The organism is Hyphococcus sp. (assembly GCF_965228385.1).
Lineage (GTDB): Bacteria > Pseudomonadota > Alphaproteobacteria > Caulobacterales > Parvularculaceae > Hyphococcus.
Window position 1 is genome coordinate 1,775,915 of record NZ_OZ245810.1, and the last position, 22,644, is coordinate 1,798,558.

At 58.8% G+C, this 22,644-nt stretch carries 16 protein-coding genes and 1 tRNA gene; 7 read left to right on the forward strand and 10 right to left on the reverse strand.

Annotated features, from left to right (window positions below):
* Positions 1-26 precede the first annotated feature (26 nt).
* The 5 genes from ACQK2Q_RS08325 to ACQK2Q_RS08345 all read left to right on the forward strand — a co-directional run bounded on the left by ACQK2Q_RS08325 (position 27) and on the right by ACQK2Q_RS08345 (position 5,810).
* Positions 27-3,119 (forward strand): helicase-related protein, encoded by a 3,093-nt coding sequence (locus ACQK2Q_RS08325; RefSeq protein ID WP_425409283.1) that lies wholly within the window; start codon positions 27-29, stop codon positions 3,117-3,119.
* Complete coding sequence (locus tag ACQK2Q_RS08330) at positions 3,116-3,532, forward strand: RNA-binding S4 domain-containing protein (RefSeq protein WP_425409284.1); 417 nt, start codon at positions 3,116-3,118, stop codon at positions 3,530-3,532. The genes ACQK2Q_RS08325 and ACQK2Q_RS08330 overlap by 4 nt, the downstream gene beginning before the upstream one ends.
* Positions 3,533-3,543: 11 nt before the next feature.
* Complete coding sequence (locus ACQK2Q_RS08335; protein WP_425409285.1) at positions 3,544-3,999, forward strand: TerB family tellurite resistance protein; 456 nt, start codon at positions 3,544-3,546, stop codon at positions 3,997-3,999.
* Between the two features lie 99 nt (positions 4,000-4,098).
* Positions 4,099-4,437, forward strand: coding sequence for a ferredoxin FdxA (gene fdxA, locus ACQK2Q_RS08340; protein ID WP_425409286.1), 339 nt, complete (start codon positions 4,099-4,101; stop codon positions 4,435-4,437).
* A gap of 275 nt (positions 4,438-4,712) precedes the next feature.
* A complete protein-coding gene (locus ACQK2Q_RS08345; RefSeq protein WP_425409287.1) occupies positions 4,713-5,810 on the forward strand; it encodes a CarD family transcriptional regulator in 1,098 nt (365 codons plus the stop codon).
* Here the strand turns inward: ACQK2Q_RS08345 and ACQK2Q_RS08350 are convergent.
* The 3 genes from ACQK2Q_RS08350 to ACQK2Q_RS08360 form a co-directional block, all read right to left on the reverse strand.
* Complete coding sequence (locus ACQK2Q_RS08350) at positions 5,807-6,523, reverse strand: thermonuclease family protein (RefSeq protein WP_425409288.1); 717 nt, start codon at positions 6,521-6,523, stop codon at positions 5,807-5,809. The two genes, ACQK2Q_RS08345 and ACQK2Q_RS08350, sit on opposite strands and share 4 nt — an antisense overlap.
* Before the next feature lie 26 nt (positions 6,524-6,549).
* On the reverse strand, positions 6,550-8,538 hold the full coding sequence (gene pbpC / locus ACQK2Q_RS08355; RefSeq protein ID WP_425409289.1) for a penicillin-binding protein 1C: 1,989 nt from the start codon (positions 8,536-8,538) through the stop codon (positions 6,550-6,552).
* Positions 8,539-8,645: 107 nt separating this feature from the next.
* Positions 8,646-13,595, reverse strand: coding sequence for an alpha-2-macroglobulin family protein (locus tag ACQK2Q_RS08360; RefSeq protein ID WP_425409290.1), 4,950 nt, complete (start codon positions 13,593-13,595; stop codon positions 8,646-8,648).
* A gap of 438 nt (positions 13,596-14,033) precedes the next feature.
* Here ACQK2Q_RS08360 and ACQK2Q_RS08365 point away from each other — a divergent pair.
* Positions 14,034-14,110, forward strand: a tRNA-Arg gene (locus ACQK2Q_RS08365).
* Between the two features lie 40 nt (positions 14,111-14,150).
* Here ACQK2Q_RS08365 and ACQK2Q_RS08370 read toward each other — a convergent pair.
* The 7 genes from ACQK2Q_RS08370 to trbL form a co-directional block, all read right to left on the reverse strand.
* Positions 14,151-15,461: a type II toxin-antitoxin system HipA family toxin gene (locus ACQK2Q_RS08370; protein WP_425409291.1), complete on the reverse strand. Its 1,311-nt coding sequence runs from the start codon at positions 15,459-15,461 to the stop codon at positions 14,151-14,153.
* Positions 15,458-15,820: a helix-turn-helix transcriptional regulator gene (locus ACQK2Q_RS08375; RefSeq protein ID WP_425409292.1), complete on the reverse strand. Its 363-nt coding sequence runs from the start codon at positions 15,818-15,820 to the stop codon at positions 15,458-15,460. Before ACQK2Q_RS08375 ends, ACQK2Q_RS08370 begins: the two co-directional genes overlap by 4 nt.
* Before the next feature lie 155 nt (positions 15,821-15,975).
* Complete coding sequence (locus tag ACQK2Q_RS08380) at positions 15,976-16,236, reverse strand: DUF2274 domain-containing protein (RefSeq protein ID WP_425409293.1); 261 nt, start codon at positions 16,234-16,236, stop codon at positions 15,976-15,978.
* Positions 16,237-16,239: 3 nt separating this feature from the next.
* A complete protein-coding gene (locus ACQK2Q_RS08385; protein WP_425409294.1) occupies positions 16,240-17,397 on the reverse strand; it encodes a TrbI/VirB10 family protein in 1,158 nt (385 codons plus the stop codon).
* 71 nt (positions 17,398-17,468) lie between these two features.
* Positions 17,469-18,434 (reverse strand): P-type conjugative transfer protein TrbG, encoded by a 966-nt coding sequence (trbG, locus tag ACQK2Q_RS08390; protein WP_425409295.1) that lies wholly within the window; start codon positions 18,432-18,434, stop codon positions 17,469-17,471.
* Between the two features lie 2 nt (positions 18,435-18,436).
* Positions 18,437-19,123 (reverse strand): conjugal transfer protein TrbF, encoded by a 687-nt coding sequence (gene trbF, locus ACQK2Q_RS08395; RefSeq protein WP_425409296.1) that lies wholly within the window; start codon positions 19,121-19,123, stop codon positions 18,437-18,439.
* Position 19,124: 1 nt separating this feature from the next.
* On the reverse strand, positions 19,125-20,453 hold the full coding sequence (gene trbL, locus ACQK2Q_RS08400) for a P-type conjugative transfer protein TrbL (protein ID WP_425409297.1): 1,329 nt from the start codon (positions 20,451-20,453) through the stop codon (positions 19,125-19,127).
* A gap of 638 nt (positions 20,454-21,091) precedes the next feature.
* Here trbL and ltrA point away from each other — a divergent pair.
* On the forward strand, positions 21,092-22,633 hold the full coding sequence (ltrA, locus tag ACQK2Q_RS08405; protein WP_425408295.1) for a group II intron reverse transcriptase/maturase: 1,542 nt from the start codon (positions 21,092-21,094) through the stop codon (positions 22,631-22,633).
* Positions 22,634-22,644 lie beyond the last annotated feature (11 nt).

The following is a 22,644-nucleotide window of genomic DNA, read 5'->3' on the forward strand; positions in this document are numbered from 1 at the left end:
ATTTCTCGCCCGCGGGCGGCGGGCGCGTGTGCGCCGTTCTTGGCCCTACCAACACCGGCAAGACCCATTACGCGCTGGAGCGGATGCTCGCGCACAAATCGGGCATGATCGGCCTGCCCCTCCGGCTGCTCGCCCGGGAGATCTACGACAGGATCCTGAAGGTGCGCGATCCGCGCGAAGTCGCCCTTGTCACCGGCGAAGAAAAAATCATCCCGCCGAACGCCCGCTATTGGGTGGCGACGGTCGAGGCGATGCCGCTTGAACGCGATGTTGAATTTCTCGCCATCGATGAAATTCAGCTCGCCGCCGATCCGGAACGGGGCCGTGTTTTCACCTCGCGGCTCCTGCATGCGCGCGGTAGCGCGGAAACATTGTTTCTCGGCTCGCACACCATGCGCCCGATCCTTCAGCGCCTGTTCGGCAATATCCAGTTTCTGGCGAGAGACCGTTTCTCGCGCCTGACCTATACCGGACCGAAAAAGGCGACACGCCTGCCCCGCCGGTCGGCGATCGTCGCGTTTTCATCGGATACGGTATACGCCATGGCGGAATTGATCCGCAGACAGAGGGGCGGCGCGGCGGTTGTGCTCGGCGCGCTTTCTCCGCGCACGCGCAATGCGCAGGCCGAGCTTTACCAATCGGGCGAAGTTGACTTCCTTATCGCCACCGACGCCATCGGCATGGGGCTCAACATGGATATCGACCATGTGGCTTTCGCAGCATCGCGCAAATTCGACGGGCGCCGGCCGCGTCATCTGACATCGGCCGAAATGGCGCAGATCGCCGGGCGCGCCGGCAGGCATGTGAATGACGGCACTTTCGGCGTCACCGCCGACTGTCCGTCGTTCGATGAAGATCTCGTAGAGGCCATAGAAAATCACGAATTCGATCCTGTGAAAGCCTTGATGTGGCGTTCGGAAAAAATTGATTTTTCGTCGCTGCCGGCATTGCTGCGCTCGCTCGACCGGCCGCCGCCGCGCGACGTTTTTATCCGTTCTCGGCGGGAAGACGACGAAGACGCGCTAGCCCGTCTGGCGGCGCGCGACGATATCCGCGACATGGCGAAAGGCGGCGCGGCGCTGGCGACATTGTGGGACATTTGCCAGGTTCCCGATTTCCGAAAAGTCGGCGGCGACCAGCACGCGCGGCTTCTTGGCGAACTTTACATGCTGTTGATGCGCGAAGGACGCATCGGCGATGACTGGCTGGAGCCGCGCATTGAGCGACTTGACCGCACCGACGGCGATATTGACGCGCTATCTGCGCGCATCGCCCATGTGCGCACATGGACGTACCTTTCTCATCGTTCAGCATGGCTGCAGCGCGCGGCTTATTGGCAAGAGCGCGCCCGCGCGATAGAAGACTCTTTATCAGATGCGTTACATGAGAAATTAACTCAACGATTTGTCGACCGGCGCACATCGACATTGTTAAAGCGATTGAAAGATGATGCGCCCTTACTTGCAGGCGTTACCGACGACGGAGAAGTGATTGTGGAAGGCCAATTTGTCGGCCGGCTTTTGGGTTTCGAATTTATCGTGGACCCGCGCGCCAGCGGCGCGGAAGCGAAATCCTTGCGCGCAGCGGGCGAAAAAGCATTGCGGCCCGTGCTTGCGGCCCGTGCGGCGGCCCTCGCCAATGCGCAAAGCGATGAATTGCGCCTGGCTGACGACGGAACGCTGTGGTGGCGCATGGCCCCGGTTGCGAAATTGCGAAAAGGCCCCGCGCCGTTGCGGCCAGAGCTGTTGATCACCGGCGCCGGCGACATCACGCCCAATATGCGCGGGCGGGTCGAAGACAGGCTGAAGGGCTTCATCGCATCGAAAATTGAAGGACTGCTGGGCCCGCTTGTCGCCTTGCAGGCTGCGGCCAACGCGGAAGGCGACGATGCGCTGAAGGGTCTGACGAAGGGCGTCGCCTATCGTCTGGTCGAGAATTTCGGCGCAACTTCACGAACGCAATTCGGCGACGACCTGAAACAGATCGATCAGACGGAGCGCTCCAAACTTCGTAAAATCGGCATGCGTTTCGGCGAATTTACGCTCTATATGCCGGCGCTTTTAAAACCCGCGCCAGCATCCCTGTTGACCCTGCTATGGTCATTATGGACTGACCGCAAACCAGGCGACACCCCCGCCCCACAGGCCGGGCGCGTCTCCATTGAAATCAATGAAGCTCTTCCGCATGCGTATTATTATGCGACGGGCTATCGCCCCTCCGGCGTTCGCGCGGTTCGCATTGACATGCTTGAACGCCTGGCGGGCCTTATCCGTTCGGCGCGCAATGAAGGCAATCCGCGCGAAGGGTTTGAAGCCACCCCCCAGATGATGTCGCTCGTCGGCTGTTCCGGCGAAGAATTCGAAGCGATCTTGCGCTCGCTCGGGTTCAGGAAGAATGTCGTAAAGCGCAAAATCGAACAAAAACCGGACCAAGAAAAAGCAGGCGAAAACGAACAGCCGAAAAAGCCTGAAGCAGAAACACCGGCTGGCGCCGATGCGCGGCAACCCGAAGACAACGCCGCTCCTGTAGCCGGCAATTCGCCCGCCCCTTCACAATCTGCCCCGCCGCAGGCGGAAACCTCACTCACGCCTCAGGCGGAAACGTCAGTCTCGCCAAACCCGTCGGCGCTGGGTGAAGCGCCTCAAGCCGGCGTGGAAGAAACAGGCGCCCAGAATACAGCCAATCCGCCGTCAGCTGCGCCCGCCGGCGCGGGACAAACAACGCCGGAGGAGCCAGCCGCCGCGGCAAGCGCGCCGCAAGGCGGCGATGCGCTTGAAGTCGCACCTACTCCTGAAATTGGCGCCCCCGCCGCCGAGCCGAACGAAATCGAAGTCGCGCTCTGGCGCCCCGCCCCGCGCCGGCCAAAACCGGCGCACAAGCCACAGCGCAAAGACGCAAAAGGCAAGACAGGCCCGTCAAGGGATGCGAAAGGCAAAGGCCGCAGCGCCAAACAAGATCAGCGCGGCCGCAACAGGAATAATCAGAACAAGAACCGGCCGCCCCGGCGCGAGAAAAAGGCGGACCCCAATTCGCCTTTCGCTGTGCTCGCGGGATTGAAAGCCGAACTTTCCAGCGGCGATGCGAAGCAAAAATCGAAAGAGTCCGAGAAAGCGGAATGACGATTGCAAACGCGGCGCAGAACGCCAAGCAGGAAAGTCAACGCATCGACCAATGGCTTTGGCGCGCCCGTTTTTTTAAAACCCGTACGCTTGCTTCAAAATTTGTCGCCAGCGGCGGCGTGCGCCTCACGCGCAGTAACGAGACATGGCGCGTCGATAAACCGAGCGCGATGATCAGGCCCGGCGATACGCTCGCCTTCAGTCGCCGGGAGCATCTGCGGATAATTGTTATAGAGGCGTGCGCCGCGCGGCGCGGACCCGCGCGCGAAGCGCAAAACCTTTATGAGGATCGTTCGCCGCCGCCGCCGCAAAAACCGGAAAAACTAGTTCAGCCCTTCGCCCGTGAAAAAGGCGCCGGCAGACCCACAAAAAAAGACCGCCGCTCGCTACAGGCGCTGAAATCCGCCGATTAGAAAGGAGCCCCATGCTCGATAAACTTTTTGACCGCTTCCGGCAGGAAACGTCAGCGCCGGAGACGCAGGAAATCGATGCGCTGCAACTTGCCTTCGCCGCCCTTCTCGTCGAAGCGGCGCGCGCCGACGAGGTCTACGCCCGGCATGAAATCGCCATTATCGATCGCGCGCTGAAAAGCAAATTCGGCCTCAACGATGAAGGGGCCGCCGCGCTGCGGACAAAAGCGGAAAGCGTTCAGGAAAACGCCACCGATATTCAGCGTTTCACGCGAATCGCCAAGGAAATGTCGAACAATGAAAAAATCAGCCTGATCGAAGAAATCTGGGAGATCATACTCTCTGATGGTGATCGCGACTCCTTTGAGGATACGCTGGTTCGCAGAATATGCGGCCTGATTTACGTAGACGACCGGGCAAGCGGCGAGGCGCGCCATCGCGTGGAAGCGCGGCTTAAGGACGGCGCCTAATAGCAAAATCAGAATTTATGGTGATCTGCCCGCTTGCGTCGCGGCTGCGAGATAGTAAAGAAGTGCCAAAAGCGATAAGAATTCAAGGAGCCTCGCGCCATGACTTACGTGGTCACTGAAGCCTGCATCAAGTGCAAATACACCGATTGTGTAGAAGTCTGCCCTGTAGATTGCTTCTATGAGGGCGAAAATATGCTGGTGATTCATCCGGACGAGTGCATTGATTGCGGGGTGTGCGAACCGGAATGCCCGGCCGAGGCGATTATCCCCGATACGGAAGACGGCGCGGACAAATGGGTTGAGCTGAACACCAAATACGCAGCCGAGTGGCCGAATATCACCCAGAAAATCGATCCGTTGCCCGGCGCGGACGACGTCGCCGACGAGGAAGGCAAGCTGGAAAAATATTTCAGCGATAAGCCGGGCGAAGGCAATTAGGGCTGTGAACCGCCGCGCTCGCCGGACCCGTAGCATCGATTGAAATTTTGTGCTAATATCCTAGATGAATCATAGGTTCTCTTGCGGCGCATTCTTTTAAGCCGGAGCACACGAAAGACGGCGTAAATCCCTGAAATTAAATAAATTTTTCTCGTTGCGCTGAGCTCGGGAAGAATCACGTTCAGGGCGTCTCCGACATCGAATCGCAAGAAGTAACCTTACCAATTGGACCCGTCGGCGGCGAGCGCCGGCGCTGTTGAACATGAAGGTCATCCATGGCGACGAAAACGAAAAAAACCGCGGCCAAAAAATCCACGGCGAAGAAAGCCGCGACGAAAAAAACGGGCGCGGCCAAGCCGAAAGCCAAAAAAACCTCCGCCAAGGCGCCCGCCGCCAAAAAGAAAGTGAAAGCGACCGTAAAATCGACAGCGTCGAAGAAAAAAGCCCCCGCTAAAAAAACGGCCGCAAAAAAGGCGGTAAAATCAGCCGCCAAAAAGAAAGCGACGGTAAAGACCACCGCCGCCAGGAAAAAGCCTGCGAAGAAAGCGCCTGTAAAAAGCGCAGCCAAAAAGACGGCGGCAAAAAAGACAGCGGCCAAGAAAACCGCGGCCAAAAAGGCGACAGTGAAATCGACGGCGACGAAGAAACCCGCAGCGGCCAAAACGAAAAAGAAGGCCACAAAGAAAGCCGAAATCGCCAAGCCAAAACCCAAAAAGCTGGCCAATGTCGGTCAGGCGCCGCGCAAGACCTCTCTTGCCGCATCCATACCGACGCCCTCAACGGTTCTTCCCAAAGACGCCCCACAGGCAGACGCCGAAGCGTCAGAAGACCCGCAGGCTTCGAAAACCGCCAAACAGGATTTCAGGGTAAAAGACAAAATCGTTTATCCGGCGCATGGCGTCGGCACGATCGTCAGTCTTGAAAAACAGCAGGTGGCGGGCATTCCCATTGAACTCTTCGTGATCGATTTCGATCAGGAAAAAATGAAGCTGCGGGTGCCGACCGGAAAAGCCAAAACCGCCGGGATGCGTCCGCTTTCGGACGACAAGACGGTGAAGGATGCGGTTACAACGCTGAAAGGCCGGGCCCGCATCAAACGCACCATGTGGAGCCGGCGCGCACAGGAATACGACGCCAAAATCAATTCCGGCGATATCAAGCTTGTAGCGGAGGTCGTGCGCGACCTTTACCGCGGCGACGACCAGCCGGAACAAAGTTACTCTGAAAGGCAGCTTTTTGAAGCCGCGCTGGACCGCATGGCGCGGGAAGTCGCCGCGGTGCGCGATGTCGATCTCGGCAAAGCCATTGAAGAACTTGAAAGCGTATTAAAGAAAAAAACCGCGGCGGCGGCGTCCGCCTCGGCGGCGAGCTAAACTCCGGTTAGCAGTTCGATCTGTTTTTGATGGGTCAGGTCAATGGATGGTCCATTGATCTCCTCTACAAATCCGCGAATGCGCACATGCGCGCCTTCAAGCGCCTCGAGATCAAATCCGTTGTTCAACCAACGGCGGTGAAGCCGCCCGGCGGCGCCGGCTGTAAAATCAGTGCGATAATCCTCGCCGAAATTCAGATATAAACGGCTGCGCGTATTGGCGGCGCGCTTCGCGACGCCTTCTATCAGATGATAGCCGCCGATTGCGCCTTCAGCCGACCCGGCTTCAAACACGCCATAATCGTCGATGAACCACAGGCCGGCCCTTGCGTCGCGCGCCAGGGTTTCCAGCGCTAACAACCGATCGATAAATTCATGATCGTCCGTTTCCGGCGCAACACGCACCGCGCCCTCTTGCGTCAGGATTTCCTGAAACGTCTTGCCTGCTGAAACGCTTTTTACCGTGCTCATCTGTACGCCCCACCGGTTCGGCGCGCCGATTTTTTCAATAGCAAACTCCGCCGAAAGCAGCATTTGCAAAGCAACCCTTGCTTTGTCGAAATAGGCCGGACGCTGATTATCAATAGTGTACAAGGCCGGCGCCGTTACATCCGTCAGCTTGTATTCGCCACCGCCGGCTAGAAACCGGTCGCCTGAAAGGGCGCGCGCGTTTGTCGTTCCGCCTTGCGCATGCGCTACGACTGGCAACGACATGGCGGCGGCAAGAAACTTCCGGCGTTTCATCCCGCTGAAACGCGAACTTTGGACCGCGCAGACTGGCCCGCCCTGTCGACCACCACAATGTCATAAAACCCTGATTGCTCAGGGCGCCAGATTGACCGTCCGCTCGTTGATTCCTGCGCGACAAGATCGCCGTTGACGTACCAGCGATATTCATCGGCGCCGCCGCGCGCGGAAAGCGAAAACCCGTGCGTTTGCGCGCCAAGATAAACTTCAACGCCGTTACGCGGAAAAATAATTTGCGGCGGCGTTTTTTCTACGGGTTTTTCAAATCGCGCCAACGCCAGCGCAGAATTGTCGTCTGCGCTCATGTCCACGCCATCGCGCATCTCTTTGTGACGCCCCAACAGATCGAACGCCTCAAACAATAACGGCGCGGCTGTTTTGCGGCCCGTATGTCCCGGACGCGGCGCGCCATCGGCCCGGCCGACCCAGACAACAACGGTATAATCGCCGCCATGTCCGGCGGCCCATGCGTCGCGAAATCCGTATGAAGTCCCGGTTTTGTAAGCGATCTCAATTGCGTTTTGTGAAAGCAACGCCGGCGCGCGGCCTTCAAGCGATGGCGCGCCGGCGAGAATGGCGCTGATTCGCGTCGCCGTCGTTTCAGAAAACAAACGATAGCCGCTTGCATTGTCATTCACCCGGTCTTCGCGCCACACCAACGGTTTAACCTCTCCGCCGTCGCCCAGGCCTGCATAAAGCACGGCAAGTTCCTGCGCGGTGATCCCCGCCCCGCCGAGCGCCAGGGCGAGCCCGTACGCGTTGTCCGTGCTGCGCGGCGTTTTCAGATCAACTCCGGCCGATTTCAACAACGCCGCAAAACGGCCAGCGCCGACGCGATCAAGCGCGCGCACCGCCGGAACATTCAAGGAATGCTGAAGCGCTTCGCGCACCCTCACCTCGCCCCGAAAACCGCGATCGAAATTTTCCGGCGCGTAATCGCCAAAAGCGCGCGGCATGTCGTCGATGACGGTGTCGCCGCCTGCAAATCCGTCTTCAAAAGCCAGCCCGTATATAAAAGGCTTCAAAGCAGATCCGGGCGAGCGGGACGCGCGCGTCAGATCCATCCAACCGCCATCTGCGTCAAGACCGGACGAGCCGACGCTGGCCCTGACGGCGCGCGTTTCATTTTCAATGATCATCATTGAGGCCGTGGCGCCGTCGTCGAATTGTTTTACATATTGCTGCAGCAGAATTTCCGCGCGGCTTTGCAATACGAGATCGAGCGTAGACTGAATGACGCCGGCGCGGCCCGACTGTGAAAGCCGATGCGCTGTATGATAGGCGAGGCGCGGCGGCGCATGACGCTCACTCGGCAATCTCGATTGCGCCGCCTCTTGCGCCAGTTGCGGCGACATGGCGCCGAGGCTCACAAGTTTTTCAAGTATTTTTTCCCGTGCGGCGCTCGCTGTCATCGAACGCCTGTCCGGGCGGCGCGTTTCCGGCGCCTGCGGCAACGCAATCAGCAACGCCTGTTCTGCATCGGTTAATCGCGTCGGTTCCTTGTCAAAATAAAACCGGCTCGCAGCGCGCACGCCTTCAAGATTGCCGCCATAGGGCGCAAGGGTCAGATAGAGTTCAAGAATTTCCCGCTTCGACAAGCGCCGCTCTAACTGAAACGCGCGGAGCATTTCGATCATCTTTGACGTGAATGTTCGCGGCCTTGGTTCAAGAAGGCGCGAGGCCTGCATGGTGATGGTCGATGCGCCGGAAACAATTTGTCCGGATTTAATGGCGGAACCGCCTGCCCGCGCCACGGCCAGCGGATCAACGCCCCAATGAGCATAAAAACGTTTGTCTTCAACGGCGATCAATCGTTCAATAAACAACGGATCAATCTGTTCCAGATCGGCGGCAAAACGCCAGCGCCCGTCTTCGGTCGTAAACGCGTGCAGCCACTCTCCATGCCGATCAACAACCAGCGGCGAGACTCGTTGCGCCTTGTCTATCGGGGGCGGCAGTAAAACGTCTGCTGCCGCAACCATGAATAAAAATCCGGTCATTCCAACGACAGCCGGGATCAGGAAAGACCTTTTTCCTGAACCCCGGCTTTCGCACGGACGGCCGATCTGAAATATGCGTCGGAAACGCCTCATTCCGCAGCAGCGATGGCAACATCTGAAACGCTTGTGCGTGCGAAAACGCCCGGCCGGTACATGTCTTCAATCACTGCGCCCGGCATGACAAATTCGCCCGGCGTCACCGCGCGCACCACATAGGCGAGCGTGAAGCGGTTGTCTCCTCGGACATCCACAGCCGCCACAAACCGGTCATCGCGCGCTTCGGCGACGCGCGGATAGGAAAGCGCGCCGGCCCAGCTATAGGGACCGTCGCGATTTTCGCCGCCGCCGTCTTCCGGATCGAGAATGGTTTCAATCTCAAAACCCGCCGGCAGGAGATCTGCAATGACCGCCGGATGCAGACGCTGGTCCGCGGCCGCGCCCGTGATGACAATCACGAGCCGGTCATTTTGTTGAATGTTTGCAAGATCTGCCGGTCGTCCGTCCCGGGTCGCCACGCGTTTTGTCAGCGTAAAGCCCTGCGCGGCGGCGGGCGGCGCGGATGTCGGCGATCCCGACACTGTCAATGAACGGAAGATCTGTCCGTCGCCGTCATTGCGGTAGGAAATTCCGTCTTCAATGTCCGCAATCGCCGGGGTAAAAGACGGGGCCGGCGGTAAATCGGAAAGGCTTTCGCCATCCACCGTCAACGCAACAGGGCCGCCTTCCCGCAACAGCGCTTGCGCGGCGAGAAGCGTGAACGCCTTTTCCTGGGTATGCATGGATTTCGGATCTTTCATCACGGATATGAACTGCTCCGTAATCGCTTCCGTTTTATCCGTTTGCCCGGCCTCAACGGCAAGCGCCAGCACGCCCGCAACATCGCGCAGGTTCGTCTGGTAATAATCGCCGCGGTTTTGCCAGCCGAACGCGGCGATCGCCTTTTCAAAAGCGCTGTTCGAGCGCGCCCGGTCGCCCATCAACGCCAGCGCCGCGCCAATATGCGCGCGGGCCAGCGGGCTCGGCGTTTCATCCAGCAAAGCATCATGAAAATAGCGCAAGTCTGAAAGATCGGCTTGTCCCGCGCGCGCCAAAACGTATAGCGCATAGGCGGCGGAACGCCGCCGGAGATGATCGCGCGTATCGTTGTTATTGGTAAATTCCGGCACCGTCGTCTGGTAGCTGGCGAGGTACCAGCGATCGACGCGGGCGATATCCTGCAGCGAGGAGTATGCGCGTTCCAGCGCTTCCGCCGGCACCCCATAGCCCTCCCCCTTGGCGCGGTACAAAAAGTCCGTCACGTAAGCGCCAAGCCAGGGAGACGCCCAGCGGTCATTGACGCGCCATAATCCAAACGCGCCGTCAGGGCTCTGACGATTGAGAAGTTCGTTTACGGCCTTTTGCACGCGCGGGCGCACCTGCCGCTCCGGCCCGCGGCCGATCTCTCCGCCGAGAACATCGACAAACAGCAGGGGCATGGCCGAACTCGTCAACTGTTCTGAGCAACCGTAAGGATAACGATAAAGCGCATCGAGCAACGGGCCGGGTTCGACACCGCGCAGGCGTGAAAACGATACGGCGATCTCAGCCGAGCCCGGAACGAATTGATCGCTCACCGCTTTCGTCAGCTGAAACGTTTCGCCGGGTTCGAGCGCCGCGGTTCTGACTTCCGTCACCGGGAAATAAGGCGTGCGCGACTGGATCGGATATGATCGCGTTACGGAAAACCCGCCGGGGCCATCGACGCTTAAATTGACGGCGCCGATCCCCACCGCGCCCGTGCTGAACGGGAAAACCTGCGTTTGTTTCTCGCCCTGCGCCAGCGTGAAGGTTTCGCTCACTGATAGACCCACCGGCCCCTCGCCTGTCAGCGAGACCTTATAGTCGCCCGCCTCGCCATCGACATTATCGATGAGCAGCGTTGCGCTCGCCATATCGCCGGGGGCAAGAAATCGCGGCAACGCCAGTTCCGCTGGAACGGCGTCGCGCACAGTCATGGGCTTTGACGCGGAACCGAGCTTGTCCTTTGACCAGGCGACCGCCATCAGTCTCAACTCGCCGTTGAAGTCCGGAACATTGATGGGAACGCTTGCCTCGCCGCCCTGCCCGACCTTCACCGGCCCTGTGAAGAGCGCGACAGATTTTGTCGGGACAACGGTTAAACCTTCGCCGCCAATACCGTCGCCCCCAAAACGCGCCGCCGCGCCGAGATTGGCATCGAGAATTCGTCCGTAATCGTCGTGAATAGAAACGCCGAGCCGTTTCTTGCCGTAATAGTAGTCGACGGGATCGGGGGATTCGAATTTCGTGAGGCGCAATATGCCCTCATCCACCGCCGCCAGCGTCATCATCACGGTGGAGCCGGGCGCGGCGCCGTCAATCGTCACTGGCAAATCCAGTTGCTGGCGCGGCCGGAAAACTTCCGGATCGTCAATCGCGACATTCAGCTTCCGGGCTGTCATGTCGAAAGGCACATACGACACCGCCATGGCGCGGCGCGGCACTGGCCGTTCGCCCGCATCGCGCGGCGTCACGACAGATGCGAGAACATAAAAACCCGCGCCCCAGCTCGGGTCGGTGTCGATGATAATTTCCCTCCCGTCGGCGCCGACCTTCATGCGCTGGACGAGATGCACCTTGTCCGTTGCGATTGCGATGGTCGCTTCGCCGGCATAGGGCGGATTGAGAAACAGCCGCGCCCTGGCGCCGGGCGTTACATCTTCTGTTTGCAGGGTCACCGCCGCCTGATCCGGCGTGTCCGCGCCGGCTGCATAAGAGCGCCAGCCGACATAAAAACGGATATCGCTTGTCGCCTTGCCGCCGGCGCGCGTCGCTGTCAGGCGGTATGTACCCGGATCAACCCGCTGATTGACGAGCGTGGCGATTTGATCGCGCGATGTCTTTCCGCGGCCTTCCGCAATCAGCACGTCGCGGAAAGAACGGCGCCAGCGCCACTGTCCGTTTTCGCGATACCAGTCGAACCAGTAATCTTCTTCGACCAGCTTCCATTCCAGTTCGCTTTCCGCCGGCTGGCCCCGCCAGTCCAGCAAAACAGCATTGACCGCGACTGTCTCGCCCTGACCGAAACTGCCGCCGTCGCTGGCGAGCTTCAAACCCACATAATGATCGTCGGGACGCACAGGGATTCGCGCAGATTCGCGCACAACGCGACCGCCGGGCTCCACGACGCCGACAACAAGATCGGCCCGCATGGGCGCGCCGTATCCTTTCGGCGCAGAATCCACATTGACCGCCACTATCGCTTTGCCTTCGGCGTCCGTCGTTGTGTTGGGCAGCGTCAAAAACCGTTCGTCGAAACGGCCGTTCACCGGGCCGAAACGGTAACCGGAAAAATCCGGAAACGGATTGGGATCAAGCCGCAACCGCGCCTCCGCCTCGACAGCGAGCGCGCTCGCCGGAGCGCCGTAGAGATAACGGCTCTCAACCGTGAACTCGCGTGTTTCGTCTGGCCGGATCGGCTTTTCTTCATCGCCCTCGAGTTTCACCTCGAGGCGTTGCGGCACGAAATCCTCGACGGAAAACTGCTCGCCGCCCACAAAACCGTCGAGGCCGTCCGCTTCGACTTGTATATTCCACATGCCGCGCGCGGCCGCATCCGGCACGTCATAGTCAAACGAGAAGCCGCCCACTTCCAGCGTATCGATTCGCCGCTTGTCCGCCTCGGTGCCGTTAGGCCGTCGAATAGTGACAGTCAGCGGGCGATCTTCTATCGCCCTGCCGGCGTCATTTCTCAAAAGTCCCGAAATATGGACAGTCTCACCCGGCCGGTAGATGCCGCGATCGAGATAGACGAAGGCGTCAACCTTGGACGGCGCGGACCTTCCCCCGACATTGCGATCGGAAAGATCGAGCGGCGCGCGCGTCAGGTCCAGAGCCGCAAAGTCTTCCTGCGGCCCATAGGCCATGAGCATGCGCGGCGTCAGCGGGTGCTCGCCATTGACAGCCGCGCCCTCAAACCGCGCGCGCCCATCCGCATTGGTCACAGCTCTGGCGAGAACCTCGTTATTTTGCGCGATAAGCGATAGCTGGACGCCGGTCATGGCGCGGGCCGAAGAAATTGAACGGACAAAAACATCGACGCCGTCCGCACCGGTATAGGTGGTCAACGCCATGTCTGTGAAAACAATCCAGCGCCAGGCCTGCGCGTTGCGATATTCGTCAGCCCCTGCGGACACATCCTTGATGTGGATGAAATAGGCGCCGGGTTTTATCTCATCGAGCGCGGCGCCGAGCGAAAAGACTGTCGTTGCTGTTTCGTTGCGTTCGCCGGGCGTTGGCAGTTTGCCGTTCCAGACTTTGACGCCGACATCCTTGCCGTCTTCCTGATCCCAGACATAGGAATACTCGCCCTCGCCGCTGGCTTCACCGGCGACGATATTTTTACGGGCGAGAGACCGATCTGAAACGCGATAAACATCGATCTCAATCTCTTCGACATTGACCGTTTCAATGCCGATGCCGTCTGCTTCCAGCCGGGGCAAAATAACGCCGTCGCCGGCAAAACCGGCATAGGCCGGTTTATCGCCAAAAGCGACGGCGACTTCTGCAGCCCGTTCCAGCCTTTCGCCTTTTCCGCTCGGCAATCCGGCCCGCAGGCGCACGCGATAATCCTTGTCAAACGCAAGTCCGGTCAGACACAGCGACGATCCGTCTATTTCAACCGCAACCCCGTCGTCGGGAGTTACACGCACGAAGTCGCTGTAATTCACATCGCCGCTGTCGTTGAGCTCACGCGTAAACTGAAGACACGCCTTTGGCGTTTCCGTCGCCATATCGAGCCGCAGCCGGCGATAGGCGAATGTCTTGATAATATCTTCTTCTGGCCGGTCGGCGGTCTCGGACCGGCGCTCCTGGAACGGCCGTCGCGGCGCATCGCTGCGCGGGTCGGACGCAATCACCGACTGACTGTCAGCCGCGCCCCGCGAGCCGGTATCCGGCGCAATCATTCGTCCCAGTAAGAGGCCGATTGCAAACGCCGCCAGCAATCCCCCGGCAATAATAGCTCCCTGTCGCCGCGCCATAAACTCGTCTCCCGCCTGTTTCGCTCGCCCGCAATTGGTTCTCTGCGCCAATTATGGCGGTTAATAAGCGTAAGGAAAACGATTCAAAGACAATTTCAGGAGATTTAAGCAGCCGCGCGAGCGCCAGCGCCCGCTCGGACGGCTGAGATACCCGCCGTCGAGGCCGCGCAAGGTCCCGTCCGGCTTCGTCATACACATGCCAAAGCCGGGCAAATGCCAAAGCCGGGTTTTGATGCGCTGCGATATTGGCTAAGGTCGGTCTTGGCTTAACAGTCCCCGTAGCTCAGCAGGATAGAGCATCAGATTCCTAATCTCGCGGTCAAGTGCGAATTTGTTTTTTGAAGCCAACAGCTTATGAAATTTGGATTTTCACCGAACCGTTTTCCGAACCGTGTCGATTGTGTAAATGGAAGAGGCGCAATAGACATCGCGTGATCCGTCCCCGTAGCTCAGTAGGATAGAGCACCGGTTTCCTAAACCGGGTGTCGCAGGTTCAAATCCTGCCGGGGACGCCAACTTTTATTTGTGATCTGAACAATCGATGTTCGTCGCGCGCTAGTTCTGCAACGAGCTCAACCGCCGGTGCGCTCTTTCGATCCTGTCTGCGGTCTTATCGTCTATTCCGGCTGTTTTGACGAAACTCCGCCACTTGCCGACTGATGCGTCTACTTCCTCGATAATGTCTCGCGCTTTGGCCGGTTTAATCGCACCGGAGCGGGCGAGCGCCAGAAGGTCGTCAATATCAAATCCATCGCGCTTGCCGTTAATGCTCATCTGATGGCGGCTCGTCCACGCTCCGGAAGGATTGTAGGAGTAGGCGACGTCGAACGCCGGCGAAAGTCTCCAGTCCCCTTGCTTGTTCATGAGATAGGCGATGTTTTTCACATGATCGTCATGATTGCGAGCAATCACGTTAAAGACGGCGCGTCTGAATTGCTCTTCCATGTCCGCCATCGGCATGCCGATGCGGCGAATTGTTTGTAACGCCTGCTCGTAAGAATAGGCGTCAGGCTGATTGAAATCGAAATGCATCATGGCGCAAAGGGACTGCATGTGGAGCTTTTCGCCCGCATCCGTTCTGTCGAATCGTTTCGTCATGAAGTGCGCCCGCCCGCCTTCCTTATGGAGGCGGCATTCCATCATGCCGATGCCGGCGTCCTTCGCCATTAAGTAATAGGCGAACTCGATAAGACCGTAGCCCTGCGGATCGGCAAGCTCCTTATCCTTGTTGCCCGTAACGCCATCGAATTTCATGAGCCAGTATGAAAAGCCGTCATCAGCCGGAACCTGGCCGGATCGAAATTCGCCGGTTTTTTCATTCCAGGCCAAAATAGCTTTCGCTCGCGCGCCACCCGCGGATGTGCCAACGCGAATAATATCTTCAATGACTTTTGCGTCGTCGCTTCCTGCAAATTTCCCTTCCAGGGCGACGCGCTCATCTAGCACCTTATTCGCCAGTTCAACCAGCGCGGCCACTTCAAGCTTTTTGCTCCGTATCGACGGGTCCAAAATTGCTGGCTGGAATTCGAGGGCGCCCATGCCGCGCACGCCGATGTAGCAAAGGCGCTCTACAGGATTAAAACTTTCAGGCGTCCGTCCCTGGCGGGCGAGCCATGCATCAATCAGCGCATTGCCGAACTTGTCAGGCAATGAATCAGCAAGCAGTCCAGGCAGCCCCTTGAAAGCTTCGCGCGGCAGTCCGGGAAACTCGTACGGCGCTTCCCTAAGGGGCATCATCAGCGGCGCTACTTCGATGCCGCTCTGTACGAATTCAGGCGCATATTGAAAGACGCCGACTTCCCGGTCTTCCAGCCACGAAACGGCGCCGATTTCACGCCCCCAAAGCATGACACGAGCATCCGTCATTGCTTCTTGGGCTCCTCCGCCCATTTCCAGCTACCTGAAGCGCTTTTTGATTTTTTCCGTGCGTGCTTTCGTTCTTGTCCTTGAAATTGCACACGTTCCACAGGCCGGACGCTTGGATCTGGCAGCAGCGTCGAGAAACGATCAGCCAATCCCAGCGCGCGCATAACCCGGATTAGCGTGTCGAGAGAAACTCCCTTGCCGTTCTCCAGGCGCGTGATAGTGCGGCGAGATACGCCGGCCTCCTCGGCCAGCTGCGTTTGATTGATATTCCGGCTGAGGCGGATTTCCTCCAGGCGGCGTCCCAGGGCTCCTTCCACCTCACTGGGCGTAGCCAGCTCAAAGTCTATTTTTTGCGCCATATATTGCTCAAAAAGCTCGATATTCCGATATTTTGGGTAATATATGTCTCAAATTCTTTTACTCAAGGTGAATTTAGTTTTTGAGACATAAATTGCTCAAAAACCCATATTTCTGACTGTTCTGAGCCAAATATGGCTCAAATATCAGCATCGTACTAGCCAGGCAATTTTCCATTTGCGGCCGGCCTCTCTGTGAGACCTAACCTCCGCTTTCGCTTGAAGGCGGCATCCCCATCCATGAACTCGCCGATCATGGAGGCGGCGATTGTGCTGACGGGTTCGCCCTCGCCGTACTCCTCGGCATAAATCCTCGCATAGTCTTCAAGAGCGTCAAAGACTTCCGGATCGAGTGTCAGGGTCAGCTTGACGGGTTTCCTGTTTGGGAGCCGGTCAAGCTTGATGGTTCGTTTCGGCATGGCTCATCCTTCGAAAGGCTGCAGGATCAGATCCCTGTTGACGATCACGCGCACCGGCCACCCCTGACGGATTTTGATCGTCGGCTGAATGTTGAGTGTGCGATCGATGAGGCGCTGACCTGCCTGATTGGCGGAGTTCTGTGCGGATTCGCGCAACGCCTCGATAAGATCGCTTTCCGAATCGTCAAAAGAAAGTTCCGTTCCGACGCCAAGCAGCGTTGAAAGCACAATGCCTTTCAGCAAGCGCCAGGTATGGAAATCGACTTTGTCCTTAAGGCCGGCGTAACCGCTGGCATCGGCGCCGGGAAGATTCTCAATGCGGATTGACGTTCCATCGGGATTGATGATGCGCGTCCAGACCACAAGTGCTCGAGACTGTCCGAAGGCGACGACGGAGTCATAGCGTCCAATGAGCCGCGCACCTTGCGGAATCAACAGATAATCGCCGGTGACGGTATCGTAAACATTCTGCGTAACCTGCGCGATGATCGTTCCCGGCAAATCCGAATTTATCCCCGTCACCAGGCTTGCTGGAATGATGGTTCCCGCCATCACCTGATAAGGCGAGCGCGGCGTCTGCATCGCATAGGCGTTGTAGATGTCGTCATCGATTTCTTCTTCGGCGAATCCGATCTTCCGAGCCTGCCGGTTCGGGTCTTCATCGAGCGAAGCGTCAAAAGGCGACGGCTCGCCGAATATTGGCTGGCCGGGCGAAATTGTTTCCGGCGCCGGTAGCTTCGCCGAAACTGAACTCCCGCCCCTCGATACCTGAAAGAAGACGCCCGCCTCGCGCGCGGCGTTCTCGATTTTCGCCTGCCGCAAGGCTTCCTCACGGGCCGCTTCCGCAGCAGGATCAGCGCGGAACGGCTGATCCGGCGATGATAATGAATATGGCAGTGGCTCAACGCCCAGGTCACGCTCCGCCTTCAGAATAGAGGCGCCTATATCGCCCTGCAGCGGCGGGCCAAGCACAGAGTCGACCGCCGGATCGGACTTCACCTGACTATAGTCGGCAGGCAATGCGTCGAAACCGTCGGCCTGCGGCTTCGTCTGCACATTATAAAGTTCGCGCTGTTTGTTCTCACCTGCGGCGCGCGGCGGGCGCAGCGCCACCATCAGCGCCGCAAAGAGCAGCAGCACAGCGCCACCAGCGGCGGCCATTAGGGCCGGTTTTGAAAACCTTGTCGTCGGCCGCGGCCGCCCGCGAATTTCAAGTGGTTTGTCCATGAGTGTCAGCGGCGCGCGAGTTTCAGATCATTGCGGGTGATGCGCACGATGTTCTGACGCTTGCCGCCATGGCGCAGCTCGGCAGCGGCGAAGAGCCGGTCGACAATGTAATAGGCGCCTTTGACACGGTAATTGACGAGTTCCGCCTCCCCGCTTTCCCCCACGATGAAAAGCGGCGGCGCTTCTCCTTGCGCGATATTGTCGGGAAACTGAATATAGACCTTCTCCCCGTCATCGAAGGCGTGGACAGGTCGCCAATGCGGTTTGTCGCCGTCAATCTCGTAACGGAATTTGAGCGACGCAATCGCAAGCCCACGCTCTATCGTCGGCGAACGCAACGATTTGGGCTTTCGCTCGCTCGAAACCAGCTCGGCTTGGGGATAGCGCCAGGAGACCGCCGCCATATAGGTCTCGTTAAAGCTGCGCATTTCGAGATGATAGGCCCGGAGGTCTGTCGTGATCACGAGATTGGTAGTCAGCCCGGAAGAGATCGGCTTAACAAGAATATGCACCTGTTCGGCGTCGCCATATCCGCTCGTCGTATCGCCGACGACCCAGCGCACCGTATCACCCGCCGACACCGATATGAGCTGCTCTCCGGCCTGAAGGGCGATATCAGTCACCTGCTCCGGCGCTGCGTAAAGCTGGTACAGCGCGCCCTGAACAAAGGGATAGACCTGCACGGCGTTGACAAAATTATCGAGGGCCGGTTCGATTTTCGCATCGGCGTTCGCCTTGTCGATCCGCTCATAGGGTTTGAGCGACGGCGCCGCCGTCTTCTCGACAATCGGCTTCAACTGGCCCGGCAAGGGAAGCGGCGTTACCTGGGGTTCGAACTCGACGACGGCGGGAGGTCTCTCGGCCTTCGCCTCACTAAAACTCGCCGGATCGAGAACAAAATCTGGCGTTGTTGTTTCGCACGCGCATAGCAGCGCCGGCGACAGCCAGATCAAATGTTTCTTAATACGCATACTCACCCTCCATTGAGGTCTTTCGACCAGTTGACGCCGTGGACGTAGATGCCGAGCGGATTTTTATGCAGCGCTTCGGCTGTGTGCGGCTCATCCATCACGATGCTGAGGACTGCGGTGTATGTCGCCGCGCCGACAGAGTTGCCATTTCGGTATTCGTTTTCGCGCCAGCGGATTTCGAAACTATTGTCGGAGGACCGCACAATGGAATTGATGTCCACCGAAACGCTGCGCTGGCCGACCTCACGGAACGGGTCGTTGACGCGCGCATATTCATTGAGCGCCGCCGCGCCGCGATCCGTGGCGTAATCGTAAGCTGCAAGCCAGTTCTGACGCACGACGACCGGATCGATAGAGACCGACCGCACGTTTCTGATGAAGTTCGCAAGATGATAAGCAATCTGGGCGTCATTCGGGCTGAAGGCGCCGCGGGCCGGCCCAACCGCCCGCACACCGCCGTCTGCGGTCACTTCAATCACGTAAGGCGTTACAAGGCTCTGGCCCGACCGCCAGACAAGCCCGCCGCCGAGAACCGCCGATAAGATAAGCGCGCCAAAGGCGGCGAGGCGCCAGTTGCGCGCCTGCGCGCGCGCCGAGCCGATGCGTTCGTCCCAGACCTGCCCGGCGCGCTGATACGGCGTTTCGGGTTCCGGCGTTTTTCCGTAGGCGTCCTGACTTCGTTTCCACATATCAGTCGTCGTCCTGTTTGAGTTTTGGAGAATCGCCGCTGACGGGCCGGTCGCCGTCGCGGATGGCTTGTGTCGTCGCGAGACCTGCGTCCCGGACGAATTGTTCGCGTTTTAAATTGCGCGCCCATTGCGGCGCGGCGGTAGCTACCGATGACGGCGTATTGACGGACCCCGCGGCCTTGCCGCCGGTTCCTTCAAACGCCGCGCGCGCGCCTGCGCTATACGAAGCGCCAGGATCGCCGAACATACGGGCTGCCCCCTTGCGCATGGACGACATGGCGGCGCCCGCCCCCGCCGAGGCCATGGAGGAAACGCCAGAAGCGGCGCCACGCCAGCCGCCCGAGCCGGAAAGAGAACGTCCCATGGCGTAGGACGCGTGAGCGCCACCAGCCAGGGACGCGCCAGAAGAGACCGCGCTGCGCGCGCCGGATGCGGCAGCCTTGATCCCGCTATAAGCGATTGCGCCGCCTGCCAGCGCGCCTGCTCCAACGCCGGCGATCGTGCCGACGGCCGCCCCGGCGCCAAGCTGCGGTGCGCCCGAAACAAGACCGTTGGCGATGGCGGGCCCAAAAACGCCAAGGGCGAGCATCGAAAGCGAAGCGAGAATGACCGACGCAGCCTCTTCAAGGGTAATGGCGCCCGGCGTGAAGGCGCCGGTGATCGATCCGAAGATGGTGGAGCCGATTCCGACGATAACAGCGAGCACCATGAGCTTGACGCCGGAGGAAATGACATTGCCGAGAACGCGTTCGGCAAGAAACGAAGTCTTGTTCCAGAGCGCGAAGGGAACAAGGATGAACCCCGCAAGCGTCGTCAACTTAAACTCGATGATCGTGATGAAAAGCTGGATCGCCAGAATGAAAAAGGCGAGCAGCACGATCAGCCACGCCAGCATCAGTATCGAAATCAACACGAAATTTTCAAAGAAGGCGATGGGCCCGAGTAACCCGCCCACTTCATCCAGCAACGGATAGGCGGCGGTGTAGCCGGTGTTGGCGACGAAGCCGGGCTTTAGGAGATCGGCCGCCGTGAGTGTGCCGCCCGTGGCGTTAAGGCCAAGCTGGGCGAAGGACGAAAAGATCACATTCGAGAGAAAGCTGAAATTGTTGATGATGAACGCGAAGGCGCCGACATAAAGCACCTTCTTCAGAAACTGCCCGATAACATTCGTTTCGGAGCCAAGCGACCAGAAAAGTCCCGCAAGGACGATATCGATGCCAATGAGGATCGCCGTTAAGAAGGCGACGTCCGGCGCGAGCAATCCAAAGCCTGAATCGATATAGGCTGTGAAGGTCGCAACGAAACTGTCAATGACGTTAAGATCACCCATGTGCGTTAGGTCCTAGTCAAAGAAAGGAGTGCTTTGATTTTAAAGTCGTTACTGATCTCGCAAGGTGAGAAACCTTGCACGCCGCATGACGCAATATGCGGCGATGAGCAGATGGGTGAGGCAAGCCGAGTGCTTTCGGTTCGCCATAAATCAGCAGAACCCATCAAAGCCGGACAGACGGGAACTTCCGATCTCGTGGCTGGTCCGGCCAGCGAGCCTGTCATGGCGAGGGAAACCGAACCGATGGTGGAAGCCTCGTTACCTCTTAACACTCGCCAACTCGGAAGTGGGCGGGGACATTTGCGGCGCAAGCCGCCAGTCTGTGGAGCGTTGGTCTGTAGTATGGATGTACGGACTGGAGGCGCGCAGTTCGCTGCGCGCCAGCCCCGGCGTGGGTTTGCGTGGCGCCGGGGCCGGATTCCACACGGGGTAAAGTCGGCGCCTAAAGCAGGCGAGAGATCAGTTGCGGAACCTAAGAACCTTGTGATCGCTTCCGGTGCGTTCCGACGCCGGATGGCTGAAGCGACCAGCGACCGCGATGACGAGGGGCGGAGCCTTCGTAGTAGTCCGGGGACGGGAAAGCCGTCCACATGGCGAAGGGAGGCAGTGGATACGGCAAGCAAGCAGGAGGAAGGGTCATGACCGGCGATGTGAATACGTCGTTCGTCCTCGACATGCAACGCAAGCTGTATCGGTGGAGCAGCGAAGACCCTAACAAGGTGTTCGCTGATCTGTTCAATCTCGTTTGCGACCGCAGAACCCTGAACGAAGCCTGGCGACGGCTCGCCCGCAATAGCGGCAGCCAAACACCGGGAACGGACGGGATGACGCGGCGTTCGGTCGAACAGCGCCCCGGCGGCGCAGCGGGACTCCTCGATGACATTCGAGGACGTCTCCGCGACGGAACTTATCGCCCGGAACCTGTCAGGCAACGGCTTATCCCGAAGCCCGGCAAGCCCGGAGAGTTCCGGCCGCTCGGCATTCCGACGCTGACCGACCGTCTGGTGCAAATGGCTTTGAAGCTGATCTTGGAGCCCGTCTTCGAGGCGGATTTTTATCCGACCTCGTTCGGATTCCGAAGAGGAAGAAACGCTCATGATGCTCTGGAGAGAATCCAGAAATGCCTTCACCCGACAAAGCGTGGACCTTCGGTCTACCGCTACGTTATCGAAGGCGACATCAAGGGGTGTTTCGACGCCATCGATCATCATGTCATGATGGAGCGCGTGCGACGGCGCATCAACGACCGCAAGGTGCTGAAGCTGATCCTCGCTTTCCTGAAAGCCGGCGTGATGGTCGAAGGGACCGTTCGTCATTCCGTCACAGGCTCGCCGCAAGGCGGGATCATCTCGCCGATGCTGTCGAATATCTATTTGACAGCCATCGACGAGCGGTACGGACGATGGTCCATGCGACCTCGCGAACCAAGTATAAACGCCGCCGCTCGACGGGTCAGAGACCACCGACGAGGCAGGCCGGTGTTTTACATGGTTCGGTACGCGGACGACTTTGTCGTTCTCGTCGAAGGCGCGAGGGAGCAAGCGGAAGCTGAAAAGCGCGCGCTGGCGGAGTTCCTGAAGAAGGAACTTCGCATGGAGTTGTCGATGGAAAAGACGAAGATCACCGATGTCAGGGAGGGCTTCGACTTCCTTGGCTATCGGGTGGTGCAGGAAAAGGCGGCTCGCCCAAACAAACACGGGCGACGCCCCCAAGTCGGCAAACTCTTCATTCCGAAGAGCAAGCTGAACGACCTGCGTTACACGATCAAGAGTCTGGTGAAGAGCATCCCTACGGGATGGTCGCTCGCCAACGTCATCGATAGACTTAATCCAATCCTGTTGGGATGGAGGAACTATTACCGCTACGCCACTGGCGCTTATCGGGAGTTCAGCCGTCTCGACTTTTGGATATGGCAGCGCGTCGGGCGCTGGCTGAAGATGAAGCACGGAAACGCATCGTGGCCAGTGCTGCGACGACGCTATCATCTCAGCGCTCCGGGTAAACGGCGGCAATGGACTGAAAAGCCCAAACGCCTGCGTCACCTCACTGAAGGAAGGACGATGCGTTACCCGAACCAGAGCATAGAGAAACCGAACGGATGGAACGCGAAGTGGAAGACCAGACAGCGTGACAGCATGTATGACTTCCAGGACTCGTTCCGACGCCTCAAACATATTTGAGGACCACCCAT

Coding starts and splice junctions, on each gene's coding strand:
- ACQK2Q_RS08330 (WP_425409284.1), top strand. CDS start 3,116: ATGACGATTGCAAACGCGGCGCAGAACGCCAAGCAGGAAAGTCAACGC.
- ACQK2Q_RS08335 (WP_425409285.1), top strand. CDS start 3,544: ATGCTCGATAAACTTTTTGACCGCTTCCGGCAGGAAACGTCAGCGCCG.
- fdxA (WP_425409286.1), top strand. CDS start 4,099: ATGACTTACGTGGTCACTGAAGCCTGCATCAAGTGCAAATACACCGAT.
- ACQK2Q_RS08345 (WP_425409287.1), top strand. CDS start 4,713: ATGGCGACGAAAACGAAAAAAACCGCGGCCAAAAAATCCACGGCGAAG.
- ACQK2Q_RS08350 (WP_425409288.1), bottom strand. CDS start 6,523: ATGTCGTTGCCAGTCGTAGCGCATGCGCAAGGCGGAACGACAAACGCG.
- pbpC (WP_425409289.1), bottom strand. CDS start 8,538: ATGGTTGCGGCAGCAGACGTTTTACTGCCGCCCCCGATAGACAAGGCG.
- ACQK2Q_RS08360 (WP_425409290.1), bottom strand. CDS start 13,595: ATGGCGCGGCGACAGGGAGCTATTATTGCCGGGGGATTGCTGGCGGCG.
- ACQK2Q_RS08370 (WP_425409291.1), bottom strand. CDS start 15,461: ATGACGGATGCTCGTGTCATGCTTTGGGGGCGTGAAATCGGCGCCGTT.
- ACQK2Q_RS08375 (WP_425409292.1), bottom strand. CDS start 15,820: ATGGCGCAAAAAATAGACTTTGAGCTGGCTACGCCCAGTGAGGTGGAA.
- ACQK2Q_RS08380 (WP_425409293.1), bottom strand. CDS start 16,236: ATGCCGAAACGAACCATCAAGCTTGACCGGCTCCCAAACAGGAAACCC.
- ACQK2Q_RS08385 (WP_425409294.1), bottom strand. CDS start 17,397: ATGGCCGCCGCTGGTGGCGCTGTGCTGCTGCTCTTTGCGGCGCTGATG.
- trbG (WP_425409295.1), bottom strand. CDS start 18,434: ATGCGTATTAAGAAACATTTGATCTGGCTGTCGCCGGCGCTGCTATGC.
- trbF (WP_425409296.1), bottom strand. CDS start 19,123: ATGTGGAAACGAAGTCAGGACGCCTACGGAAAAACGCCGGAACCCGAA.
- trbL (WP_425409297.1), bottom strand. CDS start 20,453: ATGGGTGATCTTAACGTCATTGACAGTTTCGTTGCGACCTTCACAGCC.
- ltrA (WP_425408295.1), top strand. CDS start 21,092: ATGACCGGCGATGTGAATACGTCGTTCGTCCTCGACATGCAACGCAAG.